Origin of the sequence: Caldovatus sediminis (assembly GCF_014644455.1) — a bacterium.
Taxonomy (GTDB): domain Bacteria; phylum Pseudomonadota; class Alphaproteobacteria; order Acetobacterales; family Acetobacteraceae; genus Caldovatus; species Caldovatus sediminis.
The window spans coordinates 131,626-137,920 of record NZ_BMKS01000011.1 but is presented as its reverse complement, the minus strand read 5'-3'; the positions used below and the strand labels follow the sequence as shown (position 1 = coordinate 137,920).

8 protein-coding genes are annotated in these 6,295 nt (G+C 74.4%); 5 read left to right on the top strand and 3 right to left on the bottom strand.

Translation table 11 applies throughout. The features are described from left to right. The 3 genes from IEX99_RS16540 to IEX99_RS16530 all read right to left on the bottom strand — a co-directional run. The coding region (locus IEX99_RS16540) for a transglycosylase SLT domain-containing protein (protein ID WP_229678085.1) at positions 1-771 on the bottom strand (771 nt) is incomplete at its 3' end. Positions 772-890: 119 nt separating this feature from the next. After that, positions 891-1,256, bottom strand: a complete 366-nt coding sequence (locus tag IEX99_RS16535; protein ID WP_188902293.1) for a hypothetical protein — start codon at positions 1,254-1,256, stop codon at positions 891-893. Positions 1,257-1,297: 41 nt separating this feature from the next. Continuing rightward, positions 1,298-1,522: a hypothetical protein gene (locus IEX99_RS16530; protein ID WP_188902291.1), complete on the bottom strand. Its 225-nt coding sequence runs from the start codon at positions 1,520-1,522 to the stop codon at positions 1,298-1,300. 872 nt (positions 1,523-2,394) lie between these two features. Here IEX99_RS16530 and IEX99_RS16525 point away from each other — a divergent pair. From IEX99_RS16525 to IEX99_RS16505, 5 genes are all read left to right on the top strand, one after another. Next, positions 2,395-2,802, top strand: coding sequence for a hypothetical protein (locus tag IEX99_RS16525; RefSeq protein WP_188902289.1), 408 nt, complete (start codon positions 2,395-2,397; stop codon positions 2,800-2,802). Positions 2,803-2,925: 123 nt separating this feature from the next. Continuing rightward, entirely contained in the window at positions 2,926-3,915 is a 990-nt protein-coding gene (locus IEX99_RS16520) for a Bug family tripartite tricarboxylate transporter substrate binding protein (protein ID WP_188902288.1), read from the top strand. Between the two features lie 9 nt (positions 3,916-3,924). Then, on the top strand, positions 3,925-4,683 hold the full coding sequence (locus tag IEX99_RS16515) for an AzlC family ABC transporter permease (protein ID WP_188902286.1): 759 nt from the start codon (positions 3,925-3,927) through the stop codon (positions 4,681-4,683). Beyond that, positions 4,676-4,993, top strand: a complete 318-nt coding sequence (locus tag IEX99_RS16510) for an AzlD domain-containing protein (RefSeq protein WP_188902284.1) — start codon at positions 4,676-4,678, stop codon at positions 4,991-4,993. Before IEX99_RS16515 ends, IEX99_RS16510 begins: the two co-directional genes overlap by 8 nt. Before the next feature lie 51 nt (positions 4,994-5,044). Next, positions 5,045-6,256 (top strand): NADH:flavin oxidoreductase/NADH oxidase, encoded by a 1,212-nt coding sequence (locus IEX99_RS16505; RefSeq protein ID WP_188902282.1) that lies wholly within the window; start codon positions 5,045-5,047, stop codon positions 6,254-6,256. The last annotated feature ends 39 nt before the right edge of the window (positions 6,257-6,295 follow it).

Sequence of the window (6,295 nt, the reverse complement as noted above, 5' to 3'; positions counted from 1 at the left end):
AGGCCCGAAAAAATGCTCGAGCACCCGCGCGGCGGCGTCGAGGTCGGCGGCGTCCATGCGGTCGAAGATGGCGTCGAACTTGCCCTCCGGGATGCGGGCGGAGCGGGCGATCGCCACCACCGTCCGGTTCGCCTCGCTGGCCGCCGCCACGGCGCGCAGATCGGCGCCGGTGAGCCGGTGCAGCACCAGGCGCTCGATGCGCTCCTCGCGCACCGCCTCGGTGCCGGCCGGGCGCGGCGTGGACCAGCCGCGGCGAAGCTTCGCCATGTAGTAGGCGCCGGCGTGGATGGCGACGTCCTGGTGCGGCGAGGCGCCCGGCGGCAGGCGCAGCTCGCGGACGATGTCGGCCCAGGTGCGCGGCATGAACTGGGCGAGGCCGGCCGCACCGACGGGCGAGACCGCGTCGGGGCGCAGCCGGCTCTCCTGGTACAGCTGCGCCTTCCAGGCGACCCAGTCCGGATAGTCGGGCCACCAGCGCTGCACGGCGCGGCGGATCTCGGGGTCGTAGCGGTCCGGGAAGATCGTCCCGGCCTGCGCCGCCGCGCAGCCGACGAGCATGCCGATGAACAGGCACACCGCGAGGATGCGGCCGGCGAAGTAGATGGCGGCCGCCAGCGGGTCGCGGCTGATCGTGCCGCGCAGCATCTCGCCGAAGCGCACGCCGAGCGTCCAGTTCATCCAGCGCAGGAACAGCGCCACCACGATCAGGCCGACGGCGGCGTAGAACAGCTTGATCGCCATCGCCTGGAAGAGGAAATCGTCCATCGTCATGCCCCCTTCGGCGGACATAGCTTCATTGCTGCCGCCGTGGCACGCGCGCGCGTGACCCTCACGACTATGCCGGGTGGGCGTGACGGGCCGTTATGGCTACCCCGGTGGCCGTGTGCCGATCAGGAGGGGGAGAAGAGGTCGAGCTGTCGGCGCGTCATGCTGGCGGCGTTGAGGTGGCCCCACACCGCCTTCTCGGTCAGCCCCAGCTTGCGCGCGATGGTCGGGTAGCTGTCGCCCCGCGCGCGGTAGAGCCGCACGCGCCAGTTGCGGGCGAGCGGCACGCGCAGCCAGTCCCCGCCCCAGGAGGCGGCCAGGGTGAGCGCGGCCTCGAGGCCGATCTCCCGCGCCAGCGCGCAGCCCTGGTTCGGCGCCTTCGGGATGTAGAGGCGCGTGCCGCCGTGGCGCTCGATCAGCTTGAGCGTGGCCTCGGCGCCGATGCGCGAGGTCCAGGGCTCGAGCTCCGCGGGGGGTGGCACTTCCAGCATGCGCGCGCGTCCGGGGGATCAGCCCTTGGGCGGCGCGGCGCTCACGGCGCGGCGCTCCCCGCCGCCGGCGCAGCGGCCGCGCCCGCCTCCGCCTGCTCTGCCGCGCGCCCGCCGGCGAGCGCCACCAGCACGTCGGCGGCGAACCCGGTCTGGTCCAGGCGCGCCCGAGCGCGGTCGCCCGCCGACAGCCCGGCGGCGCGCACGCCGGCGTCGAAGGCGTGCCCGACGACGCGCATCACGGGCTGGCGCAGCTCGCCCTCGGTCATGCCACCACCTCGATCGAGACGGTCATGCGCAGGCGCCTCGCGCCCTCCTCGGCGAAGTCGGCCGAGAAGCAGACGAAGCGCATCCCGCCGCACCCCCGGCGCCGAGCCCGCCGCCGACCAGGCCGACGAGGGCTGGGAGCTGCTGCCGCCCGAGCCCCCGAAGGAGCCGCCCCCGTGAGCCCCCGCCACCCCCGGCCGCGCCGCCCGGGCCGCCAGCGGGAAAAATCTAGGAAAATTATCCGCGCAACTCCTTTCGTCCGACCGCGGAACGAAATCGCGCACAAGCCTCTGATTTTCAATAACAGTTGCGGCAAATATGGCAAAATTTTGGAGTGCAATGGTTCCCGTAACTGTTTCACGCGCCACCGTTCCGCGCTCGGAACATCGCCGCGCCGCAGAAAACCTCCACTAAGAGCGCCTTGAGAGCCCCCCTGATGGCCCTTCTCAGAATTCCAAAATCAAATGTCACAACGGCCGCTTCTTTCCATAATTCTTGTCACTCGCCCGTGCCGGCGCGGGCCCGCCGGATATGCCCGAACCCCGCAGATTTCCGCGAAAAATCCCACTCCATCCCCACTCGTCCCGCCGGATCCAGGAATTAATTCCAGTGTCAGACAACATGGGCGCTGTGCGACGTCGAGGGCGGCTTCCACGTGATGCGGGCCCTGGAATCTGAAGCAGGATTCGGTCACCCCCCTTCTCTTTGCGTGGCTGGTGCGGGCGCGCCCGCGCGACGGCAATCTCCCCACCGGCGCCGGGCGCGAACCAGGGACGGTGCCGCTGCCCGTCAGCGGCGGCGGCGCGACGATCCTGCCCCCTCGGGCCGCGTTGTGCCCGGGAATCGCCGCCCGCCCCGGAAGGAGACCGGTCCCATGGCCATCGAGCAGTGGAAGAAGGACATCGCGCAGATGCGGCGGGAGGCGATCTCCGCCATCGCCGAACTCGCCTCCGGCCGGCAGCAGGCGCGTGCTCCGGCGCGCGAGACCGCCGCGCTCGCCATCGTCGCCGCCCACCAGATCCCCGAGCTGGTCGAGGCGGGCGAGTTCCGGCCCGGCGACCTCGACGACGTGGCGATGCGCGCCATGGCGACGGTGGTGGACATCGCCGCCGGCTGGGACGAGGAGCAGGAGGACCTCGAGGAGTACGTCGGCAGCCTCGCGGAGGATGAGCTGCGCGACCTGATCGTCGCCACCGGCCCCTGGGCGCGCGGGGTGTGGGAGACCATGGTGCCGCTCGACGAGGAGGAGAAGCGGCGGACCATGGCGGCGCTCAGGGACTGAGCCGGCCCTTCCGACCCACGCGCCCGCCGGCGCGGCATTGCGGGCGCCGAACGGCCGCGGCAGCATGCGCGCGGCCGGCGCTGGCACGCGCCCGGCCCTGCACTGCGGAAGGAAGGGGGACGCATGCCTTCGCGCACGACTCGCCGGACGGTCCTGTGTGGCCCGCTCGTCGCGCCGCTGGTTGCGCCCGCGGTGGCGCGGAGCGAGGCGGCCTGGCCGACGCGGCCGGTCACCTGGATCGTCCCCTTCACCCCGGGCGGCATCACCGACACGACCTCGCGCATGATCGCGCAGCACCTTGCCGCGCGCTTCGGCCAGCCGGTGGTGGTGGAGAACCGGCCCGGCGCCGGCGGCTCGGTCGGCACGGAGGCGGCGGCGCGCGCCGCGCCGGACGGGTACACCGTCCTCTACGGCACCCAGGGCACGATGGCGGCGAATCCGGCGCTGTACCGCACGCTGCGCTACGAGGCGCTGCGCGACTTCGTCCCCGTGCACGGCCTGACGGCGACGCCGAACGTGCTCGTCGCCAATCCGCAGCGCCCCTACCGGACCGTGGGCGAGCTGGTGGCCCATGCGCGCGCGCATCCGGGCGAGGTGAATTTCGGCTCCGCCGGCATCGGTACGGCGACGCACCTGACCGCCGAGCTGTTCATGTCCGTCACCGGGACGCGCATGACCCATGTGCCCTACCAGGGCAGCGCGCGGGCGTTGAACGACCTCGTCGCCGGCACCGTGGATATCATGTTCGACTACCTCGTCTCCTCCGGTCCCTTCCTGCGCAGCGGGCAGCTTCGCGGGCTCGCCGTCACCTCCGGCGAGCGCCTGCCGCAGATTCCCGACGTGCCGACCATCGCCGAGGCCGGCGTGCCGGACGCGGTGGCGGGAAGCTGGTCCGGGGTGTTCGTGCCGGCGCGCACGCCCGCGCCGATCGTGGCGCGGCTCGCCGAGGGCATCGGTGCCGCGCTGACCGATCCGCAGGTGCGGCAGGCGCTGACCGGCACCGGCAGCACCCCGCTCGACGGCATGCACGGCGAGCGCTTCCGCCGCTTCGTCGCCGAGGAGGTCGAACGCTGGCGCGGCATCATCGAGCGCGCGGGGCTGCGCGTGAACTGACCGCGCCGCATGCCGACCGCTGACGCCGCCGCGCCGTCCCCGCCCGGCGATGCGGCGCCGCCGGCGCGCCGCGCCGCCCGCGCCGGCGTGGCCGAGGCGCTCGGCGCGCCGGCGGTGGCGATGGCCGCGACCTTCCTCGCCTTCGGCGCGGCGGTGCGCGAGGCCGGCCTGCCGATCGGCTGGGCGCTGGCGGCGAGCTGGGGCGTCTATGGCATGCCGGGCCAGCTCGTGCTCGTGCAGCACGCCGCCTCGGGCGGTGCCGCCGGCGTGCTGCCGGCCGTGCTCGGCGCGGTGGCGGTGAACGCGCGCTTCCTGCCGATGGCGATCGCGCTGGCGCCGATGTTCGCCGCGCCGCGCCGCGCGCGGGCCTGGTCGCTGCTCGGCGCGCCCTTCGTCGCCATCACCCCCTGGGCGGCGGCGATGCGCGCCCTGCCCGGCATGGCGCCGCCCGGGCGGCTGCCTTGGTTTCTCGGCTTCGGCCTGGCGAGCTGGCTGGTCGCGGGCGCGGCGGCGATGGCGGGACACGCCGTCGCCGGCCTGCTCGATCCGGCGACGCGGGCGGTGCTGGTGTTCGCCAATCCGCTCTACTTCGCGCTGCTGCTCGCCGCCGATCTCGGCCGCCCGGGGACGCGCGGCGCGGTGCTGGCCGGCGCGGCCGCGGCGCCGCTCGCGCTCGTGCTGCCGGCGGCCTGGGGTCTGCTCGCCGCGGGAGTCGTCGGCGGCACGGCGGCGTTCTTTCTCGGGCGGCGCGGGGGGCGGCGTGTCTGAGGCCGACCTCGCGCTGCTGTTCACCGCGCTGTCCTGCCTCGCCCTGCGCGTGGCGGGACTCGCGGTGGCGGGCGCGCTGCGGGCGGACCACCCCTTCGTCGCCTGGGCGGCGGCGGTGGCGCAGGCGACGCTGGCGGCCTTCGTCGTGCTGGCAGTGGCGGCGCCGAGCGGAGCGCTCGCCACGCTGCCGCTCGCCGCCCGCGTCGCGGCGCTGGCGGCCGGGCTCGTCGGCTACGCGGCGTTCGGGCGGCGGCTGCTGCCAGCGCTGCTCGCGGGGCTTGCCGTGCTGGTGCTGACGCGCGCGATCTAGTCGTGCAGCGACGGGAGGGCTAAGCCTCGGGCGGGACTGGAGGGGACGGTCATGCGGCCGATGCTGTTCACGCCGCTCACGCTGCGCGGCCTCAGCCTGCGCAACCGCATCGTGCTCTCGCCGATGCTGACCTATGCGGCCGAGCGCGGGCAGGCGAACGACTTCCACCTGATGCATCTCGGCAGGTACGCCGTCGGCGGCACCGGCCTCGTCTTCGTCGAGTCCACCAAGGTGGATCCGCGCGGCTGCACGACCGCGCGCGACCTCGGCCTGTGGAAGGACGAATTCGTGGCGCCGCTGGCGCGCATCGTCGCCTTCCTGAAGGCGCACGGGGCGGCGACGGCGATCCAGCTCGGCCATTCCGGCCGCAAGGCGCGCAACTCGCTGCCCTGGGAGGGCCGCGCGCCGCGCCCCGACCTGCCCGGCGTGGACCACGGCGAGGAATGGGAGCTGGTCGCGCCGAGCGCGGTGCCGCACGCACCGGGCCACCCCGTGCCGCGCGCGCTGACGCGCGCCGAGGTGCACGACCTGATCGAGGCCTGGGGCAAGGCGGCCGAGCGCGCCGACCGCGCCGGCTTCGACGCGGTCGAGATCCACGGCGCGCACGGCTACCTGATCCACCAGTTCCTCTCCGAGCACGCCAACCGCCGCAACGACGAGTACGGCGGCAGCCCCGGCAACCGCATGCGCTTCGCGCTCGAGGTCGCGGAGCGCGTGCGCGCCGCCTGGCCGGCGGAGAAGCCGCTGTTCTTCCGCGTCTCCGCCGTGGACGAGGAGGGCTGGCGCATCGGGGACAGCATCGCGCTGGCGCGCGCGCTGAAGGCGCGCGGCGTGGACGTGATGGACTGCAGCAGCGGCGGCATGGCCGCGCGCTCGATCACCGAGCCGTCGCGGCCGCTGCGCTACGGCTACCAGGTGGAGTACGCGGCGGCGATCCGCGACGGCGCCGGCATCGCGACCATGGCCGTCGGCCTGATCATCCATGCCGACCAGGCGGAGGCGATCCTGCGCGCCGGCCGGGCCGACCTCGTCGCGCTCGGGCGCGAGCTGCTGCACAACCCGAACTGGCCGGTGGACGCGGCGGAGAAGCTCGGCGTCGGCGGCACGGGCTACACGCAGATCCCGCCCTCCTACGGCTACTGGCTGGAGAAGCGGGCGGCGAGCGACTACGGCGGCCGGCCTTCGACCTGGCAGGCGGGCATCGGCGCCGACGCCGCGGCGGCGGCCTCGGCGCGATTTGCCCCTCCGGAGGGGCTGCGCTAGCCTTGCCGCGGTCGGACGACCGACGCGCCGCGCGGGAGG

Bases quoted from the DNA above. Each gene is read 5' to 3' on its own strand.
- IEX99_RS16535 (WP_188902293.1), bottom strand. From the start codon at position 1,256: ATGCTGGAAGTGCCACCCCCCGCGGAGCTCGAGCCCTGGACCTCGCGC.
- IEX99_RS16530 (WP_188902291.1), bottom strand. From the start codon at position 1,522: ATGACCGAGGGCGAGCTGCGCCAGCCCGTGATGCGCGTCGTCGGGCAC.
- IEX99_RS16525 (WP_188902289.1), top strand. From the start codon at position 2,395: ATGGCCATCGAGCAGTGGAAGAAGGACATCGCGCAGATGCGGCGGGAG.
- IEX99_RS16520 (WP_188902288.1), top strand. From the start codon at position 2,926: ATGCCTTCGCGCACGACTCGCCGGACGGTCCTGTGTGGCCCGCTCGTC.
- IEX99_RS16515 (WP_188902286.1), top strand. From the start codon at position 3,925: ATGCCGACCGCTGACGCCGCCGCGCCGTCCCCGCCCGGCGATGCGGCG.
- IEX99_RS16505 (WP_188902282.1), top strand. From the start codon at position 5,045: ATGCGGCCGATGCTGTTCACGCCGCTCACGCTGCGCGGCCTCAGCCTG.